Source organism: Xenorhabdus stockiae (assembly GCF_002632825.1).
In the GTDB taxonomy this organism is placed as follows: domain Bacteria; phylum Pseudomonadota; class Gammaproteobacteria; order Enterobacterales; family Enterobacteriaceae; genus Xenorhabdus; species Xenorhabdus stockiae.
Map to the genome: position 1 here is coordinate 1 of NZ_NJAJ01000129.1, position 953 is coordinate 953.

The 953-nt window shown below is 50.7% G+C and carries 1 protein-coding gene; it reads right to left on the reverse strand.

Features of this window, described 5'->3' with window-relative positions; translation table 11 throughout:
* Positions 1-953: elongation factor Tu (gene tuf / locus Xsto_RS20745; protein ID WP_099126320.1), on the reverse strand; the 953-nt coding region annotated here is incomplete at both ends.

Sequence of the window (953 nt, forward strand, 5' to 3'; positions counted from 1 at the left end):
TAACCTTTGAAGAATGGAGTATGACGGCCACCTTCATCTTTGCTCAGGATATACACTTCAGATTCGAACTGAGTGTGTGGGTGGATAGAACCTGGTTTCGCCAGAACCTGACCACGCTCAACATCATCACGCTTAGTACCACGCAGCAGAACACCAACGTTCTCACCCGCACGGCCTTCGTCCAGCAGTTTGCGGAACATTTCAACGCCAGTACAAGTTGTTTTCGTGGTTTCTTTGATACCAACGATTTCAACTTCGTCACCAACTTTAACGATACCACGCTCAACACGACCAGTTACAACAGTACCACGGCCGGAGATGGAGAATACGTCTTCGATTGGCAGCAGGAATGGCTTGTCAATGTCACGCTCTGGTTCTGGGATGTAAGTATCCAGTGCTTCAGCCAGTTCAACAACTTTAGCTTCCCACTCTGCGTCGCCTTCCAGCGCTTTCAGAGCAGAACCACGGATGATTGGCGTGTCGTCGCCTGGGAAGTCGTACTGAGACAGCAGCTCACGAACTTCCATTTCAACCAGTTCCAGCAGCTCTTCATCATCAACCATGTCACATTTGTTCAGGAACACGATGATGTAAGGAACGCCTACCTGACGACCCAGCAGGATGTGCTCACGAGTCTGTGGCATTGGGCCATCAGTTGCAGCAACAACCAGAATTGCACCGTCCATCTGAGCAGCACCGGTGATCATGTTTTTCACATAGTCGGCGTGGCCTGGGCAGTCAACGTGCGCGTAGTGGCGAGTTGGAGTATCGTACTCTACGTGAGAAGTAGAGATGGTGATACCACGTGCTTTTTCTTCTGGTGCGTTATCGATCTGATCGAATGCACGTGCGTTACCGCCGTAGGTTTTTGCCAGAACGGTGGTGATTGCAGCAGTCAGGGTAGTTTTACCGTGGTCAACGTGGCCGATAGTACCAACGTTAACGTGCGGTTT